The organism is Bradyrhizobium sp. (assembly GCF_049512235.1).
GTDB lineage: Bacteria > Pseudomonadota > Alphaproteobacteria > Rhizobiales > Xanthobacteraceae > Bradyrhizobium.
In genome coordinates, this window is the sequence record NZ_JBEKXH010000114.1 from 1 (window position 1) to 15,968 (window position 15,968).

At 62.2% G+C, this 15,968-nt stretch carries 13 protein-coding genes and 2 pseudogenes; 7 read left to right on the forward strand and 8 right to left on the reverse strand.

Annotated features, from left to right (window positions below):
* Together ABSG20_RS13005 and ABSG20_RS13010 are read right to left on the reverse strand one after the other, a co-directional pair.
* The coding region (locus tag ABSG20_RS13005; protein WP_423864910.1) for a 2-dehydropantoate 2-reductase at positions 1-962 on the reverse strand (962 nt) is incomplete at its 3' end.
* A gap of 86 nt (positions 963-1,048) precedes the next feature.
* Complete coding sequence (locus tag ABSG20_RS13010) at positions 1,049-1,846, reverse strand: tetratricopeptide repeat protein (protein WP_423864911.1); 798 nt, start codon at positions 1,844-1,846, stop codon at positions 1,049-1,051.
* A gap of 313 nt (positions 1,847-2,159) precedes the next feature.
* Here ABSG20_RS13010 and ABSG20_RS13015 point away from each other — a divergent pair, with 313 nt between their 5' ends.
* The 4 genes and pseudogenes from ABSG20_RS13015 (at position 2,160) to ABSG20_RS13030 (ending at position 5,124) form a co-directional block, all read left to right on the forward strand.
* Positions 2,160-3,293, forward strand: a complete 1,134-nt coding sequence (locus tag ABSG20_RS13015; protein WP_423864912.1) for an NAD(P)-dependent oxidoreductase — start codon at positions 2,160-2,162, stop codon at positions 3,291-3,293.
* 280 nt (positions 3,294-3,573) lie between these two features.
* A pseudogene (locus tag ABSG20_RS13020) lies at positions 3,574-3,900 on the forward strand (ABC transporter substrate-binding protein); the annotation flags it as partial.
* Positions 3,900-4,295 (forward strand): annotated as a pseudogene (locus tag ABSG20_RS13025) (ATP-binding cassette domain-containing protein); the annotation flags it as partial. The pseudogenes ABSG20_RS13020 and ABSG20_RS13025, both read left to right, overlap by 1 nt.
* Positions 4,288-5,124, forward strand: a complete 837-nt coding sequence (locus ABSG20_RS13030; protein WP_423864913.1) for an ABC transporter permease — start codon at positions 4,288-4,290, stop codon at positions 5,122-5,124. The pseudogene ABSG20_RS13025 and the gene ABSG20_RS13030, both read left to right, overlap by 8 nt.
* A 3-nt stretch (positions 5,125-5,127) precedes the next feature.
* Here the strand turns inward: ABSG20_RS13030 and gtdA are convergent, their stop codons facing one another.
* Positions 5,128-6,168 (reverse strand): gentisate 1,2-dioxygenase, encoded by a 1,041-nt coding sequence (gtdA, locus tag ABSG20_RS13035; RefSeq protein WP_423864914.1) that lies wholly within the window; start codon positions 6,166-6,168, stop codon positions 5,128-5,130.
* Between the two features lie 112 nt (positions 6,169-6,280).
* On the opposite strand from gtdA, the gene maiA reads away from it, so the two are divergent.
* Both maiA and ABSG20_RS13045 read left to right on the forward strand, forming a co-directional pair.
* Entirely contained in the window at positions 6,281-6,913 is a 633-nt protein-coding gene (gene maiA / locus ABSG20_RS13040) for a maleylacetoacetate isomerase (RefSeq protein ID WP_423864915.1), read from the forward strand.
* Positions 6,903-7,421, forward strand: a complete 519-nt coding sequence (locus ABSG20_RS13045; protein ID WP_423864916.1) for a MarR family winged helix-turn-helix transcriptional regulator — start codon at positions 6,903-6,905, stop codon at positions 7,419-7,421. The genes maiA and ABSG20_RS13045 overlap by 11 nt, the downstream gene beginning before the upstream one ends.
* Here the strand turns inward: ABSG20_RS13045 and ABSG20_RS13050 are convergent.
* From ABSG20_RS13050 to ABSG20_RS13070, 5 genes are all read right to left on the reverse strand, one after another.
* Positions 7,418-7,891: a type II toxin-antitoxin system HicB family antitoxin gene (locus tag ABSG20_RS13050; RefSeq protein ID WP_423864917.1), complete on the reverse strand. Its 474-nt coding sequence runs from the start codon at positions 7,889-7,891 to the stop codon at positions 7,418-7,420. The genes ABSG20_RS13045 and ABSG20_RS13050 overlap by 4 nt on opposite strands.
* Before the next feature lie 275 nt (positions 7,892-8,166).
* Positions 8,167-9,741, reverse strand: coding sequence for a SpoVR family protein (locus ABSG20_RS13055; RefSeq protein ID WP_423864918.1), 1,575 nt, complete (start codon positions 9,739-9,741; stop codon positions 8,167-8,169).
* Entirely contained in the window at positions 9,738-11,012 is a 1,275-nt protein-coding gene (locus ABSG20_RS13060) for a YeaH/YhbH family protein (protein ID WP_423864922.1), read from the reverse strand. Before ABSG20_RS13060 ends, ABSG20_RS13055 begins: the two co-directional genes overlap by 4 nt.
* Positions 11,013-11,031: 19 nt before the next feature.
* Positions 11,032-12,978: a PrkA family serine protein kinase gene (locus ABSG20_RS13065; protein WP_423864919.1), complete on the reverse strand. Its 1,947-nt coding sequence runs from the start codon at positions 12,976-12,978 to the stop codon at positions 11,032-11,034.
* 931 nt (positions 12,979-13,909) lie between these two features.
* On the reverse strand, positions 13,910-14,911 hold the full coding sequence (locus ABSG20_RS13070; RefSeq protein ID WP_423864920.1) for an NADP-dependent oxidoreductase: 1,002 nt from the start codon (positions 14,909-14,911) through the stop codon (positions 13,910-13,912).
* 211 nt (positions 14,912-15,122) lie between these two features.
* Here ABSG20_RS13070 and ABSG20_RS13075 point away from each other — a divergent pair.
* On the forward strand, positions 15,123-15,968 hold an 846-nt coding region (locus tag ABSG20_RS13075; protein WP_423864921.1), incomplete at its 3' end, for a dicarboxylate/amino acid:cation symporter.

The following is a 15,968-nucleotide window of genomic DNA, read 5'->3' on the forward strand; positions in this document are numbered from 1 at the left end:
AGCCCCTTGTCCCGCGCCTGGCGGACGGCGAGGGCGGCCAGCAAATCGAGCATCGGCGTCGACAGTCCCGCGGCCCTCGCGAAGGCGGCGGGGGCGCGGACCAGCACGTCGATCTCCATCGCGCGGCCGAGTTCGTAGTCCTGCAACAGCGAAGGCTTGTGATTGGGCGCCGGTCCGCTTCTGACCACGCGCTTGACCTCCGGGAAGCAGCTTTGAGCGATGCCGTTGGCCTCATCGAGCAGACGCGGCACCACCTCGCGCAAGGCCGCGTCGTCCCTCACGGCCCTTGCGGTCTGCCCGGTGATCAGACACAGCACCGACATCGACATGTTGGTCAGAAGCTTGGACCATATCGCCTCCCTGATCCGCAACGCCGGTGGCGACTGGATCGCGGCCTCGTTGAGCACGGCGCGCAGCCGTTCGATCCGCGCGCTCGGGCGGTCGTCGCATTCCCCGACCAGCAGCATGTTGCGGTCCGGGGAAAGATTTGCGACCACGCCGGGGGCTGCGACCTCGTTGGACGAAAAGATCACGCCACCGATGATCCGCCGCCTCGGAACCACGGCGCGCAGGCGGCCGCCGGGATCGAGAAAGCCGAGGTCCGGCATCGGCGGATGATCGAGCGCCAATCCGATATCGTACCACCAGGGAATGCCGTTCTGGGCGAAGACAACAGCGGTGTCGTCGCCAAGCAGGGGCGGCAGGCCCGTGACCAGGCTGGCCAGCGCATTGGCTTTCAGCGTGCTGATGACAAGATCCTGCGCACCGAACGCCGCCGGATCGTCGGATGCCCCGAGCTTTGCCGAGAACTCGGCGTTACCAACCCGGAGCGTCAAGCCTCCGGCTTTCACCGCTTCGAGATGCGGCCCGCGCATCACGCAGGCCACGTCGTGCCCGACGAGCGCAAGGCGCACCGCAACATGACTGCCGACGGCGCCGGCGCCGAAGATGCAGATACGCATGGGGTTGGTGTCCTGTCAGGTGACCGACGACTGAGAACGGGTAGTTTCCACAGACTGGCCCTGCGGCGCAACCGGCGATGGCTAGCTTATTTGGCCACTAGCACGCGCGCTTGATCAAAGGCGGCATTTGCCCGCGTAACATCCCCTGTCATTCTGTACGTTACGCCGAGCCCCTGGTACGCAGCGGCATTCTTGGGATCCAGGCGGATTGCGTCGGTGTAATCCTTGATTGCGCGCTCGAAATCCCTTTGAGCGAGGAATACACCTCCCCGACCCACAAATGCCGCTGAGAAGGTGGGTTTGAGCCGGATTGCATTGTTGAAATCTTCGATCGCCCCGTCGTAATTCCGCTTGTACGCCATGGCCAAGCCGCGATTGTTGAAGCCCATGGCGTCTCCAGGATTGAGTCGGATCGACTCACCATAATCCGCGATCGCGTGGTCGATGTCGCCTTTTGCGCGGTATGCGACGCCACGGCCTAGAAAGGCTGACGCAGAGTTTGGATCGAGCGCAATAGCTTCATTGAAATCGGCGATTGCGGCGTCGAAAGCGTTCCTTGCATAATTGCCCTTTGCGCGGCACTCGTAACCGATAAGGGAATTTGGATTAAGCTTCACCGATTGATCGTAGTCTGCTATAGCGCGATCGAGATGTCCCCTAGCCTGGAACCCTATGCCGCGATTGCAGTGTGCATACGACAACTTTATGAAGTCGCCGCCGGCCTCGATGACCGCGGTGCACGCCACGACCTGCTCGTCGGGCTGAGAAGGTATTTGACCCCAACACAACATTTCGTTCTGCGAATACTGCGCCCTAGCAGGCGTAACTATCAGGAGGATCAACCCCACAAAAGTAAAGAGAATTCGGACGCTGTCGCTCGCCATCTCTCCTCCTCGCCACGTAGCGTCTTTCCGAAATTGCACGGTAGGCAAAGCTACGCCACTCACCTTTATTTTGCCATTCGATTATTTCGGTTTTGCACGCTCCGCGGGAGGTGGAGCGATGTCACGCGTCAGACGCCATGGGGATTGCGGCGCTGGCGGTCGGTTGTCGCAGCGCATTGAATGGGTTGTTTGGTAAGCGATCTCAAGACAGGACGCCCCGGCGCGCTATCCCCGGGGCGGTGCCTGCCGCCCTACCGCGCGAGCGGTTTGGTCCATTGACCCATTTCGGGCGTCGCAGCGAAGCATTGTTTGGTTGGCGCGGTCGCAATCAACCGCGATACTGCTCGTCACTGACCTTTTCCATCCAGTCGACGTTGCGAAGGTTTGCGGATGCCGGTCTGGTTCGGAATCAATGGCTCAACATGCGACCTGGGGATCCCCAATGGCTGACCGCATTTCAGAAATCGAAAAACGCATCATCAGCAAACGCATCTTTCTCTCCCACACCCGCTACATGCTCGCGCACTACTACGGCGATCGCGCCTTGGCCGCCTTGCGCGAACTGGGCGAGGTCGTGCTGAACGACAGCGACATCGTGCTGGATGATCCGCAGGCGCTGGCGCAGGCCGCGCAAGGGGCGAGCATCATGGTGACGGACCGCCAAACCCCAGTGCCGGCCGATTTTTTCGCCGCGGTCACCGGTCTGCAGGCCGTCTGCCGCGTCGCCGTCGATATCCGCAACATCGACGTCGAAGCGGCGACCCGCCACGGCGTCCTGGTCACCCGTGCGACCGCCGGCTTCATCGATTCAGTCTGCGAGCTCGCCATCGGCTGCATGATCGATCTCGGCCGTGGCATCAGCAACAGCGTCGTACGCTACCGCGCCGGCCAGCCCGCGGCGGCGGGCACCGGACGCCAGCTGCGCGGCGCCACGCTGGGCATCATCGGCTATGGTGCGATCGGTCGGCGGCTGGCGGAAATCGCCCTGGCACTCGGAATGACCGTGCTGGTCGCCGACCCCTACCAGCCGATCGCATCCCCGCTACACAAACGCGAACTGACCGCGCTGCTGGGAGAGGCGGATTTCGTCGTCTGCCTGGCCATCGCCAACGAGGCCACCGAAAACCTGATGAACGAGGCAGCCTTCCGCGCGATGCGTGCCGACGCCTTCTTTGTCAACCTCTCGCGTGGCAACCTGGTGGATGAGAGTGCGCTTACCCGCGCCCTGGACGAAAGCTGGATAGCGGGCGCGGCCATGGATGTCGGCCGCGGTCCGGACCAGACGCCATCGCTCGCACTTGCCATTCGCCCCGACGTCATCGCCACGCCCCACATCGGCGGCCTGACCCCGCAGGCGGCGGAACATCAGGCTTTCGACACGGTCCGCCAAGTCGGCCAACTGCTACGGGGCGAAATTCCTCCAGAGACCGTAAATCCTAAAGGCTAAGCTGCCTGTGGGTCGGACGCGATTTCTCCTGGAATTGCTGCTGGCAGACATCGCTTGGGTCCTTGTCCTTGACCCGATAGTCAAATCCTTCAACCACGGGCATGATGCCCCCCTCACCATCCGGGAAACCCATCTTGTCGCCCAAACAGGATCAGAAGATTCCGCAAGATTCAGTTGAGGAAACGGCGGAGGAAACTGGATGATGCGGCGTTGGCGTGCCCGAATTGCGCGTTCCGGATTTGCGCGGCTTGCGCTCGCGGGCTTGCTGGCGCTCGCTGCCATGGTTGCGGCATCATCTGATGGGCGCTCCGGCGAGCCCTTGAAGGCAAAAGTCGGCGTGCTCCGGCTGTCGTCGGCGGCGCCGGTGTTCATCGCCCAGGACAAGGGCTATTTTCGCGACGAAGGTCTCGACATCGAACTGAAATTCTTCGATGCCGCGCAGCCGGTCGCGGTCGCGACCACCTCGGGCGATGTCGATTTCGGCATCACCGCCTTCACCGCGGGGCTTTATAATCTCGCCGGCAAGGGCGCGCTGAAGGTGATCGGCGGCATGAGCCGCGAGCGAGCGGGCTATCCCCTGATCGGCTATTTCGCCAGCAATAAAGCCCAAAACAATTGTCCGGCGGCATGCGCCAACGCGTCGGCATCGCCCGCGCGCTGGCGGTGCGGCCCGCGATTCTGTTGATGGACGAGCCGCTGTCGGCGCTGGATGCGCAAACCCGGGAATTGCTGCTGGAGGATTTTGTCCGTTTGCTCGCCGATGGCGCGATGGGCGCGGTTTATGTCACGCATAATCTCGAGGAAGCCGTTCGTTTGGCGGACCGCATCGTGGTGCTGTCGCGACGGCCCGGCCGCGTCCGCGAGGTCGTCAGCATCCCCCTGACGCGTGGCGAACGCGCCGATATCGCGGCCCGCGAAAGGCTGCTGGCGCTGCAAAGCGAGCTGTGGTCGCTGATCCGCGAGCAAGCCATCGACGCCGAGCGCGAGGTCGCGCATGCTTGACCGCATGGCGACAGACGCCCCCTCCCCGCCGGCCGATCTCCCGGCCGAAACGCGGCCCGTCACATTCCGCGGCGCGGGTTTTGCGCCCAGGGCCGGTCGATATTCCGGCTGGAGCGCGCTGCTGCTGACGATCGGGCTCTGGCAAGCGGCCGGCAGCGCGGCGCTCGTCAATCCCTTGTTTCTGCCGACGCCGCTTTCGATCGCGCGCGCGATCTACCTGCTCGCGCAGAGCGGCGCGCTTTGGCATCATCTGTCCTGGTCGATCCTGCGCATCGGCACCGGGTGGATGCTGGGCACGGTCGCCGGCGTCGTCATAGGCTTCGCGATCGGGCTCTCGAGCCTGGCGCGCGGGATCGGCATCACCTTCATCTCGGCGCTGTTTCCGATTCCGAAAATCGCGCTGCTGCCGCTATTGATCCTGTGGCTCGGGATCGGCGAGGCGCCGAAGATCGCCACCATCGCGCTCGGGGTGTTCTTTTCCACCGCGATCTCGGTCTATAGCGGCGTCGACACGGTGCCGCGCAACCTGATCCGGATGGCGCAGAGCTTCAATGTGCCGTTTCACTTCATCGTGCGCCGCGTGATCTGGCCGGGCGCGCTGCCCTCGATCCTCGCCGGCTTCCGCATCACCGCTTCGGTGGCGCTATTATTGGTCGTGAGCGCCGAGATGATCGGCGCCGAATACGGCATCGGCGCCTTCGTGCTGCAGGCCGGCAATCTGATGCAGACCGATCAGCTGCTGGCCGGCGTCGTCATCCTGTCGCTGTTCGGGCTAGCGGTCGGACGGCTGATCAATTTCTTGGAAACGCGGCTGCTGCACTGGCGATGACTCTTACGCATTCCCCCGATCTTCGCGGAACAGGTCGAGCTTCTGCTGCGCCGGGCGATCGGAGAAGCTGAACAAGACCGAATCCGCCTCGGCCTCGTGGGTGATCCACTGCCAACTCGGCACCACGAACAGGTCGCGCGGACCCCAATCGAAGGTCTGCTCGCCGATCCGCGAGCGCCCGCGGCCTTCGATCGCGGCGAACACCGTGGCGTCGGTCGAGCGATAGCGCGCGGTCTTGAAGGCCTTCGGCAGCAGCTGGATGAAGGTGCCGATGGTCGGCATCGCGAAATCGCCGGTCTCGGGATTCGAGAATTTCAGTTTCAACCCGTGGCAGGCATCCCACTCGTCGCGCATTTTCGCCTGTTCCAGCGCCTCGCGGGTGTGGGAATAGGGATAATTGAAGATCGGCGAGGTTTTCGAGGCGCGCTTCGCATCGACCGGCAGCAGATTGTGCCCATAGCGGGCAAAACTGTCGCCGGCGGGGCGGGTGATCTTCTGCCGATCCTCACCGGAGTCCTGCGCGAACGAGGCATCGAAGAACTGCACCATCGGAATGTCCAGCCCGTCGAGCCAATACATCGGCTCCGAGGTCTCGTTGGCGTGATCATGCCATGTCATCGGGGGCGTGATCACGAAATCGCCGGGCGCCATCTCCGTCCGCTCGCCGTCGACGGAGGTGGTCGCGCCCTTGCCCTCGAGCACGAAGCGCAGCGCCGACTGGCTGTGCCGGTGTGCCGGCGCGACGTCGCCCGGGATCACCATCTGCACGCCGGCAAACAGCGAGGTGGTGATTTTCGATTGTCCCCGCAACCCCGGATTTTCCAGCACCAGCACCCGTCGCGTGGCTTCCCGGGCGGTGATCAGCTTGCCGGCTTCGGTCATATAGTCGCGGATAGCGTCGAACTTCCATAAATGCGGCCGGCAGGCGCTCCTGGGCTCCGGCGTGATCAAGTCGCCCATCACGTTCCACAGCGCCGAGAGATTCTCGCCGTCGATCTTGCGGTAGAACGCCTCGCGTTCCGGGGTCTTCAATACGGCTTCCATGACGAGCCTCCCTGGGTTTCTATTTGCCGCGCTGGATTGACAGCATACTTACAATATGGGTAGCGTCAACCGGGCCGTACGCGCCGGCAACAGGATTTGCGGGAGGTCGACCATGAAGCTGCACGGCTATTTCCGCAGCAGCGCTTCGTACCGGGTGCGGATCGCGTTGAACCTGAAGGGGTTGAGCGCGGAGCATGTGCCGCACCATCTGCGCAAGGGCGAACAGCGCGACCCCTCGTATCTCGCGATCAATCCGCAGGGGCTGGTACCGACGCTGGAGGATGACCGCGGCGCCATCCTCACCCAGTCGCTCGCCATCATCGAATGGCTGGAGGAAACCCACCCCGAACCGCCGCTGCTCCCGAAGGACCCGCTGCGCCGGGCGCTGGTCCGGGCCTTCGCGCTTGCGCTCGCCTGCGATACCCACCCGGTGCAGAATCTGAAGGTGCTGGCGCGGCTGCGGCAACTCGGCCTGCCCGAGGACGAGGTGACGGGCTGGGCGGCATGGGCCAACCATGAGGGCCTGTCGGCTTGCGACATCCTGATCGCCGGGGAAACCGGACCATTCTGCTTCGGCGAAGCGCCAACGATGGCCGATCTCTGCCTGGTACCGCAACTTGCGAATGCCCGCCGCTTCGGGGTCGATCTCAAATCCTTTCCGCGCCTGCTGAAGGCCGAGGCGGCGGCAAAAAACCTCCCGGCGTTCGCTGACGCCGCACCGGAGCGCCAGCCCGATGCCGAATAAGTCGGACCCCGTCACGATGGATGCGGTCTATGGCGCGCCGGGCTATCTGTTTCGCCGGATGCAGCAGATCGCGGTATCGATCTTCGTCGAGGAGTGCCGGGACTACGATCTGACGCCGGTGCAGTTCGCCTCCCTGGTCGCAATCCGCACCCATCCCGGCATCGATGCCACCCGCCTCTCGGCGGTAATCGCATTCGACCGCTCGACGCTCGGCAATGTCATCGAGCGGCTTGAGACAAAGCTTTACATCGAGCGCAAGCCCGCGCGCGAGGATAAACGCGTCAAACTGCTGTATTTGACCAAGGCCGGCGCAGCGCTGTTGCACGACATCATGCCCGCGGTCGATCGCGCGCAGGCGCGGATGCTGCAACCGTTGAAGCCTGCCGGGCGCGAGACCCTGCTGGCGCTGTTGACGCAGCTGGTCGATCTCAACAACGAGGCCTCGCGGGTGCCGCTGCGCGCCGAAGACGCCCGCGAACATTTCAGGAGGTCAAGCCAGTGCGGCTAAGCCTTGGCCCGCAGCCTGCCCGTCTTTACCACCTTCGAACGGGGCTCGGTCGGGTAGAGCCCAAATGAGCTTAACTGGCGGTCGATCGCGAGCGTCGCAGCGAACCCGAAGAAGCTCGATCGACTCATGCCGAGTTCGGCAGCGCGCTTGTCGACCCGGCCAATCAGACTTTTCGGAAGATAGACATTGACCCGCTCCGACGGATCCGGCGGGTCCACGCCGACGACAAAATAGGCCAGGAAGTGGCAGCCCCTGGGCAGCACGATTTGCTCGAAGGGCGTTGGCTGCGGCAGCGCCCTGTTGTGCTCTGCCAGCAGGTCGACGGCCTGCGCCAGAGCCTTCTCAGCCTTCCCGATGGTCTCCTCCAGCGATCTTCCGCCGGCACCACAGCCGGGGAAATCGGGAAACCAGGCGCCGAGCGTTGCTTTGGGGCCGCGCTCCAAAACCGCGGGATAAAGGTGCTTTTTCATGGGGCCTCTCGTAAGACCGCTTACTTTCCGCCTTGTGCTATTTCACACACGGAAATGTGTCAAATCACACATTGGCCGGCTTGGCCGGGCCCGGATCGAACGAAAGGGATCGGGCGATTCGCGGGGGCGCGGGCTGATTCGCGGATCCGGAAGGCGGCTCGCGGACGGAACGGCAAGATCCGATGCCGGCCGGGCCCGTCACCGCCGGCGTTCGACCGCAGTACATCAGGGGCCGGCAATCAGCCGGGCGCCGCCGGAGTCTGTCGAAACGCCGTTTACGCGACCGCGGCGATCTTGCGCGGGCTCACCACGTACTCCTTGAGGACGACGTCCGCAGGGTCGACCTCGACCAGCGATACGTCATAACTCCAGAGATCGGCGAGATGCTGCAGCACGCGCTTGGCGTCGGTCTCGCTCAGCCGGGCCCCCTTCACCACGGTATGGCGCAACATCAACCGCCGATCGCCGGCGAGATCGACATCGACCACTTCGATGTTGGGATCGATGAACCCGACATCGTGCTGGCGCGCCAGTTCGCGCCTGACACGACGATAGCCGCGTTCGTCATGGATGGCGTCAACCTTGATGCCGGCGGTTTCCTTGGGGTCGTCATGCAGATGAAACATCCGCATTTTCCGGATCAATCGCGGACTGAGGAACTGGCTGATGAAGCTTTCGTCACGGTAGTTGGCCCAGATGTCACGCAGCACCGCCATGACATCGCCGGTCCCGGCGATGTCCGGAAACCACTCGCGATCCTCCTGTTCCGGATCGGAGACGATGCGCTCGATGTCCTGCATCATGGCAAAGCCCAGCGCGTAGGGGTTAAAGCCGGAATAACGCGGATCGTCGAAGTCGGGCTGGAATACCACATTGGTGTGCGACTGCAGGAATTCGAGAAAATTGCCGTCGGTCAACTGGCCGGTTTCATGCAAGCGGGTCATGATGCGGTAATGCACGTAGGTCGCGGTGCCCTCGTTCATCACCTTGGTCTGGCTCTGCGGATAGAAATACTGCGCGATGTGGCGCACGATCCGCAGCAATTCGCGCTGCCAGGGCTGCAGGCGCGGCGACGACTTCTCCAGGAAATACAACAGATTCTCCTGCGGCAGCCCGAGCAGCTTGCGGCGCCGATCCAGGCTGAGCGACTCGACGCTCTTGACCTTGCCGGCCGGAACGGTCCGCCACAAATCGTTGAACGCGCTTTCCTCGTGCTGGCGGCGTTCGCCGGCGCGCTTTTCCTCCAGGCGAAGATCGAGGTTCTTCTTGCCCGGATAGCGATCGATGCCGTGCGACATCAGGGCATGCGCGGCATCGAGCGTGTGCTCGACCGCCAGCCGGCCGTGCCGCTCCTCGCATTGCGCGACGTACTTCTTGGCAAAATCCAGATAATCGAGAATGCCCTCGGCATCGGTCCACTGCTTGAACAGATAATTGTTCTTGAAGAAGTGGTTGTGACCGAACGCCGCGTGCGCGATCACCAGCGCCTGCATGGTGGCGGTGTTTTCCTCCATCAGATAGGAAATACAGGGCGAACTGTTGATCACGATCTCATAGGCAAGGCCCATCAGCCCCTTGCGGTAGAACGCCTCGTGATGGGCGAAATGCTTGCCGAACGACCAATGCTTGTAGAACAGCGGCATGCCGATCGAGGAGTAGGCGTCCAGCATCTGTTCCGCGGTGATGACCTCGATCTGGTTGGGATAGACATCGAGCCCGAGCTCGGATTGGGCGATCTCCCTGCAGGCGTCGTGAATCCGCTGCAAGATTGGAAAATCCCAGTCGGCTCCCTCAAACAAGCGTTCGGCTGTCGCGGTCTCGCCTTTCGCGGTCTCGCCTTTCGCGGTCATGGCGCGGCCTTCTCCTGCTTTTGGCGGCGGTGGAACAGATCGTGAAACACCGGAAAGATTTCGCTGCGGTCCGAGACCTTGCGCATCGACAGCGGCGCACCATCGGCGCGCAAGCGTTCATACAGCGTCCAAAGCGATGAATCGGGCATCTCGAACGTGCTGCCCCTGTTGTCGCCGACTTCCAGATAGGCGAAGAACTGGCTGACCGGCAGGATCATCTCGGTCAGCAGCCGGCTGGTGACGGCGCCGTCCGACAGCGAGTTGTCGCCGTCCGAGGCCTGGGCGGCGTAGATGTTCCAGTCGGCGGGGCGGAACCGCGACCTGACGATCTCGTGCATCGCCTGCAGCGCACTCGAAACCAGGGTGCCGCCCGATGCCGGCCCGTGAAAGAACGTATCCTCGTCGACCTCTTCGGCACGATCGGTGTGGCGGATGAACACGATCTCCACGTGCCGATAGCGTCGCGTCAAAAACACATAGAGCAGCATGTAGAAGCGTTTCGCCAGATCCTTCATGTGCTCCGACATCGAGCCTGACACGTCCATCAGGCAAAACATCACGGCCTGGGCGACCGGCTTTGGCGTGTTTTCGAAGCGGCGATACCTGATGTCGATCGGATCGATGAACGGGATGCGCCGCATCTTTGCCTTCAATGCGTCGATCTCCGCCAACAGCCCGATGCGGCGCTCCTCGTCGCAACCTTCGAGTTCGGCCTCCAGTTCCTCGATCTCCTCCGGCCGCGGCCGCCGCAACGCGACCCGCCGGGCCATCGCCAGTCGCACCGTCCGGCCCACCGAAATATTCGCCGGCGAGCCCGAGGTCGCGTAGCCGGCGCGGCGAAGCCCCTCGCTCTCCACTTCGGCCAGCTTGCGCTTGGCGAGATCCGGCAGTTCGAGGTCGTCGAGGAACAGGTCGACGAATTCGTCACGGCTCAGAACGAACCGGAACGCATCCTCGCTGTCGCCCTCGCCCGGCTTGGTAGGCTTTCCCCTGCCCTCGCCGCCCGAGCGCGGCAGCATGTCGCCCTCGATGAACTTCTTGTTGCCGGGAAGCACCATGTCGCGGGTGCCACCCTCGCGGTGAAAGCGAGGTTCGTTCATCCCGTCGAGCGGGATTGAGATCTCGCCGCCTTCCAGGACATCCTTGATGTCACGGCCCTGGGAGGATTTCTTGACGGCACCCTGAACCAGCGCCTTGGCGCGACGCAAAAACCGCTGGCGGTTTTCGAGGCTCTTGCTGCCCGGGTTCAGGCGCCTGTCAACGATATGCATGGTCACGCTTGGATCCGCCTCAGCCTGCCTGCTTCACGCGCATGTACCACTCGACCAGCCGCCGAACCTGACGCTCGGTATAGCCGCGCGCGACCATCCGGGCGACGAACTCGCCGTGCTTCTTTTCGGTCTCGCCGTCCTTTTTCGAACCGAACGAGATCACCGGAAGCAGGTCTTCCACCTGCGAGAATATCCGTTTCTCGATTACCTCGCGAATCTTTTCGTAAGAGGTCCAGGACGGGTTCTTGCCGCCATGTTGCGCCCGCGACCGCAGCGAGAATTTGACGACCTCGTTGCGGAAGTCCTTCGGATTGGCGATGCCGGCGGGCTTCTCGATCTTGGTCAGTTCCTGGTTCAAAAGCTCGCGATTGAGCAGCTGGCCGGTGTCGGGATCCTTGAAGTCCTGGTCTTCGATCCAGGCGTCGGCATAGTCGACGTAGCGGTCGAACAGATTCTGGCCATAATCCGAATAGGATTCCAGGTAGGCCTTCTGGATCTCATGGCCGATGAATTCCGCATAGCGCGGCACCAGTTCGGCCTTGATGAATTCCAGATAGCGCTTCTCGACTTCCTCGGGGAGCTGCTCACGGCGGATCGCCTGCTCCAGCGCATACATCAGATGGACGGGATCGGCGCCAAGCTCTGATGTGTCGTGATTGTAGGTCGCGGCCAGGATCTTGAACGCAAACCGCGTCGAGATGCCGTCCATGCCCTCGTCGACGCCCGCCGCATCGCGGTATTCCTGCACGCTGCGCGCCTTCGGATCGGATTCCTTCAGGCTCTCACCGTCATAGACCCGCATCTTGGCGAACAGCGTCGAGTTTTCGTGCTTGCGCAGCCGCGACATCACCGAGAAACGCGCCAGCGTTTCCAGCGTCGACGGCGCACACGGCGCCGCGGCGAGCTCGGAGCCCTGGATCAGTTTCTCATAGATCTTCTGCTCCTCGGTGACCCGCAGGCAGTAGGGCACCTTGATGACGCAGATGCGGTCGATGAAGGCCTCGTTGTTCTTGTTGCTCTTGAAGCTCTGCCATTCGGATTCGTTCGAATGCGCCAGTATAACCCCGGTGAAGGGGATCGCACCGATATTCTCGGTGCCGATGTAGTTGCCTTCCTGCGTTGCCGTCAGCAGCGGGTGCAACATCTTGATCGGCGCCTTGAACATCTCGACGAATTCAAGGATGCCCTGATTGGCGCGATTGAGGCCGCCGGAATAGCTGTAGGCATCCGGATCGTTCTGGGCGTAGGTCTCCAGCTTGCGGATGTCGACCTTGCCGACCAACGAGGAGATGTCCTGATTGTTCTCGTCGCCGGGTTCGGTTTTCGCGATCGCGATCTGCCGCAACTTCGACGGCTGGATCTTGGCGACACGGAATCTTGAGATGTCGCCGCCGAAGGCTTCGAGCCGCTTGTAGCACCAAGGACTCATCAGTCCGCTGAGGCGACGCCGCGGGATGCCGTATTTTTCCTCGATCATCGGTCCAAGCGAGTCCGGATCGAACAGGCTGAGCGGACTTTCGAACACCGGGCTGAGCTCGTCGCCGGCCTTCAGCACATAGATCGGGTTGACTTCCATCAGCGACTTCAGCCGCTCCGCCAGCGAGGATTTTCCGCCGCCGACCGGCCCCAGCAGATAGAGAATCTGCTTGCGCTCTTCGAGACCCTGGGCGGCATGCCGGAAGAACCCGACGATGCGCTCGATGGTATCTTCCATGCCGAAGAATCCGGCTGCGAAGGCCGGATAGACCCGCATTGTCCGGTTCAAAAAAATACGGCCGAGGCGGGGGTCCCTGGCCGTGTCAATCATTTGAGGCTCACCGATCGCAGCCAAGAGCCGCTCGGACGCATTGGCATATCGCATGGGGTCGCCGCGACACGACTCCAGATACTCGGCCATCGACATGTCGCTTTCGCTCCGGGCCTCGAAGGTCCGCGCAAAAGCATTGAACAGAGAATCGTTGTACATGAACACCCTCTCCTCATCTGGTTTGCTGCGCGGCTGAACGCGCAGCGAACTTCCTAGCCGCCGGAGCACCATGCATCCGTTCGTGAATCAGCATCGGCACTTGTTCGATTGAACACTCCGCCGACTCCTTCGCGCAACGCACAACGTGTGCAAAGAATGAGCCATAAGCGAGCATTTGCCAAATTCTTGTGCGAAACAAACAATAATTCGTTAACCACGACATGAATCTTGGGCAATGTAACAACACCGCAACATCCGTAATGTTACGCGAAGCGTCGATGCATGCGTCGCAAGGGCGCCTATCACTCGCAAGGTTACAATGCTGATGATCGAGCTTGGTTCCATCCGATGCCGATCGGATCGCTGCAATACGAGCTCAGTTGAGGTCTTTTTGGGGCCGTTGCGTTCCACGCGGGCTGGTTTTGGTTCGGATCCAGAGGAAACCGCCAGCCTCAGCAGACGAGTTGGACGACGCGTTGCACGAATTGACTGAGCTTTCATCGACGATTCGCGGCACGCTTCAAGCGACAACCTACCTTCACCGGCCCACGCATGACCAGCGCCCAAAGATCTCTGGAAAAAGTCTCCAATCTGCAACATTCAAAAATCATGCCTGCGAGTGTCGCCAAGGGCGCATCTGCGCGGAAGCCGTATTTTCCCTGGAACTCGGAGCAGCGCTGCCGAGGCATGATTCGCGGAGTTCCACGCGGTCGACACGGTCCAGGTCGGAGCAGAATCAGCAGACCTGTTTTGCTCCAGCAGATTCGACCCGACGGTGCCTCGCTGTCAATCGCGTCGCGTCCATCATATGTCCGGTCAGGGGTTTATGCTGGACCAACCGGTTCGATTTCCACAGCCTTGTGATACAAACTTGCTGTCCGGAGCTTCGCTCCGGTGTGTACATGCTGCGGCGCGCTTCGGGCGCGGCGCGCTACACCCTGATCATCCGCTTGCCGCGGTTCTCGCCGGCGAGCAATCCGATCAGTGCCTTCGGCGTATTCTCCAGGCCATCGATGACATCCTCCTGGACCTTCAATTGGCCGGCGGCGACCCAGGATTGCAGGTCGCTCAAGGCCCGGTCGCGCTGGTCCATGAAGTCCATCACGATAAAACCCTGCATGATGAGTCGCTTGACCACGATCAGGCCGGGCACGCCGCGCGGCCCGTGCGCCGACGGCACGCCGTCATATTGCGAGATCGCCCCGCAGCAGGCGATGCGGCCGCGGATGTTCATTTGCGCCAGGCAGGCTTCGAGAATATCACCGCCGACATTGTCGAAATAGACGTCGATGCCTTCAGGCGCCGCCGCCTTGAGCGCCTTGAACACCGCGCCGTCCTTGTAATCGACCGCGGCATCGAAGCCGAGTTCTGAGGTCAGCCAGTGGCACTTGTCCTTGCCGCCGGCGATGCCGAGGACGCGGCAACCCCTGATCTTGGCGATCTGACCGACGATCGAACCGACCGAGCCGGCCGCGGCAGAGACTACGACGGTCTCGCCGGCTTTCGGCTTGCCGACATCGAGCAGTCCGAAATAGGCGGTGAGGCCGGCGATGCCATAGACGCTGAGCAGATGCGTCATCGGCTCGAGCTTGGGCATCCTGGAAAGATGCCGGGCCGCGACAACCGCGTAATCCTGCCAGCCGGTATCGCCGAACACGATGTCGCCAGGCGCCAATCCCGGCGCTTTCGATGAAACGACTTCGGCGATGCCGCCGCCGGCCATCACGGTGTCGGCTTCGACCGCGGCGCGATAGGTGGCGCCGTGCATCCAGGCGCGGTTGGCCGCATCCAGCGAAATATAGCGCACCCGCAGCAACACCTCGCCGTCGTTCGGCGAGGGGATCGCGGCGCTGACCATCCTGAAATGCTCGGGCCCCAGTTTCCCGGTCGGCTTCTCGACCAGCAAGACCTGGCGGTTGATCGTGTCTTTCATGGCATTTCGCTCCCGATTGGCTGTTCTTGAAGCAATCGGAGCGCACGAAACGCGCAATCTGCACACCTTTTGCATGGTCATAAAGGCTAGTCGGGTGGCGTTCATTCCACAACGGAAACCTGCAGGCAGACGCGCCACCGCTTGAAGCGAGTTGCGTCGGCCCCGGAATCTGCCAAACTCGACGCTGTCGGGTCCATGGGTGGGGCGAAGGATGTCCAACAGGTTTACGCAATATATTCTGATCGCAATGCTGCTCGGTATCGTGATGGGGGCGCTGATCTTCAGCTATCTTCCCGATATCCGGGCGGATATCGCAGCGGACGTCAACCTGATCGCGATGCTGTTCCTGCGCCTGATCAAGATGATCATCGCACCCTTGGTGTTCGCGACCCTGGTCGGCGGCATCGCCCATATGGGAAGCGGCGCCAAACTCGGCCGGATCTTCGCCAAGACCATGGGCTGGTTTGTCAGCGCTTCGTTCGTCTCGCTGCTGCTGGGCCTCCTGATGGTCAATCTGCTGCAGCCGGGCGCGAATTTCCCGGGCACCCTGCCCGACAAGACCCAATCCACCGGCTTGCCGGTCTCAGCGTTCTCGATCGAGAAATTCCTCACCCATTTGATCCCGACCTCGATCGCCGACGCGATGGCGCAGAACGAAATCCTGCAGATCGTGGTTTTCGCGGTGTTCTTCTCGGTCGCCATGGGCGCCATGCCGGAGCGCTCCAAGCCGATGCTGGCGCTGATCGATGACCTCGGCCATATCATGCTGAAAGTCACCAGCTATGTCATGCTGTTTGCGCCGATCGCGGTGTGGGCGGCGATCACGGCGACAGTGGCCAAGAACGGTCTCGCCGTATTGTGGAAGCTGGTCGTCTTCATGGGCGGCTTCTACATCTCGCTGCTGCTGTTGTGGGGCATCCTCGTCATCGTCGGCTTTGTCGTGATCGGGCCCAGATACAGCCATCTGCTGCGGCTGATCCGCGAACCGCTGATGATCGCGTTCTCGACGGCGAGTTCGGAAGCGGCCTACCCGAAGACGCTCGAAGGGCTCAATCGC

What these genes read in the sequence shown, in the direction of transcription:
- ABSG20_RS13070 (WP_423864920.1), bottom strand. Translation starts at nt 14,911, where the DNA reads ATGAAAGACACGATCAACCGCCAGGTCTTGCTGGTCGAGAAGCCGACC.
- ABSG20_RS13030 (WP_423864913.1), top strand. Translation starts at nt 4,288, where the DNA reads ATGCTTGACCGCATGGCGACAGACGCCCCCTCCCCGCCGGCCGATCTC.
- ABSG20_RS13010 (WP_423864911.1), bottom strand. Translation starts at nt 1,846, where the DNA reads ATGGCGAGCGACAGCGTCCGAATTCTCTTTACTTTTGTGGGGTTGATC.
- maiA (WP_423864915.1), top strand. Translation starts at nt 6,281, where the DNA reads ATGAAGCTGCACGGCTATTTCCGCAGCAGCGCTTCGTACCGGGTGCGG.
- ABSG20_RS13055 (WP_423864918.1), bottom strand. Translation starts at nt 9,741, where the DNA reads ATGACCGCGAAAGGCGAGACCGCGAAAGGCGAGACCGCGACAGCCGAA.
- ABSG20_RS13060 (WP_423864922.1), bottom strand. Translation starts at nt 11,012, where the DNA reads ATGCATATCGTTGACAGGCGCCTGAACCCGGGCAGCAAGAGCCTCGAA.
- gtdA (WP_423864914.1), bottom strand. Translation starts at nt 6,168, where the DNA reads ATGGAAGCCGTATTGAAGACCCCGGAACGCGAGGCGTTCTACCGCAAG.
- ABSG20_RS13050 (WP_423864917.1), bottom strand. Translation starts at nt 7,891, where the DNA reads ATGAAAAAGCACCTTTATCCCGCGGTTTTGGAGCGCGGCCCCAAAGCA.
- ABSG20_RS13065 (WP_423864919.1), bottom strand. Translation starts at nt 12,978, where the DNA reads ATGTACAACGATTCTCTGTTCAATGCTTTTGCGCGGACCTTCGAGGCC.
- ABSG20_RS13045 (WP_423864916.1), top strand. Translation starts at nt 6,903, where the DNA reads ATGCCGAATAAGTCGGACCCCGTCACGATGGATGCGGTCTATGGCGCG.